Origin of the sequence: Pseudoalteromonas sp. Z9A6 (genome assembly GCF_011378805.1) — a bacterium.
In the GTDB taxonomy this organism is placed as follows: Bacteria; Pseudomonadota; Gammaproteobacteria; order Enterobacterales; family Alteromonadaceae; genus Pseudoalteromonas; species Pseudoalteromonas distincta.
Window position 1 is genome coordinate 1 of the sequence record NZ_WTKZ01000138.1, and the last position, 663, is coordinate 663.

Below are 663 nucleotides of genomic sequence, written 5' to 3' on the forward strand. Positions count from 1 at the left end.
GCATCTGCTGGACTTCAGATGTTGGCCACTGTCCTCGCGGTCCTCGGCTGGTTGGGAGACATCATTATCTGCGCGCTCCCCATGTGGAAGGTGACGGCGTTTATTGGCACCAACATCGTGACCGCGCAGACCTTCTGGGAAGGCCTCTGGATGAACTGCGTGCAGCAGAGCACGGGCCAGATGCAGTGCAAGGTCTACGACTCCATGCTGGCACTGCCACAAGATCTCCAGGCAGCTCGAGCGCTTGTAATCATCTCAATCCTCGTGACCTTCTTGGGACTTTTCCTGGCCGTCGCTGGAGGCAAGTGCACCAACTGCATTGAAGAACGGGACGCAAAGGCTAAAGTGGGGGTCGCGGCCGGCGTCTTCTTCCTGGTGGGTGGCGTTCTGTGCCTGATCCCGGTCTGCTGGTGCGCGAACACCGTCATCAGGGACTTCTACAACCCCATTCTGTCTGAGGCTCAGAAGCGCGAGCTGGGAGCGTCTCTGTTCATCGGCTGGGGCGCGTCTGGTCTGCAGCTCATCGGCGGGGCGCTTCTCTGTTGTCAGTGCCCAAAGAGCGACGGTCGTGGTTATTCCGTGAAGTACTCGGCTCCGAAGTCCGCTCCAGGAGCTTATGTATGAGACCCAGTCTGGACCGAAACTAATTCTCCTGTTTATGAA

At 58.2% G+C, this 663-nt stretch carries 1 protein-coding gene; it reads left to right on the forward strand.

Annotated elements, in window-relative coordinates; all coding sequences use genetic code 11:
- The coding region (locus tag GQR53_RS20540; RefSeq protein WP_165745061.1) for a hypothetical protein at window positions 1–624 on the forward strand (624 nt) is incomplete at its 5' end.
- Between the last annotated feature and the right edge of the window lie 39 nt (window positions 625–663).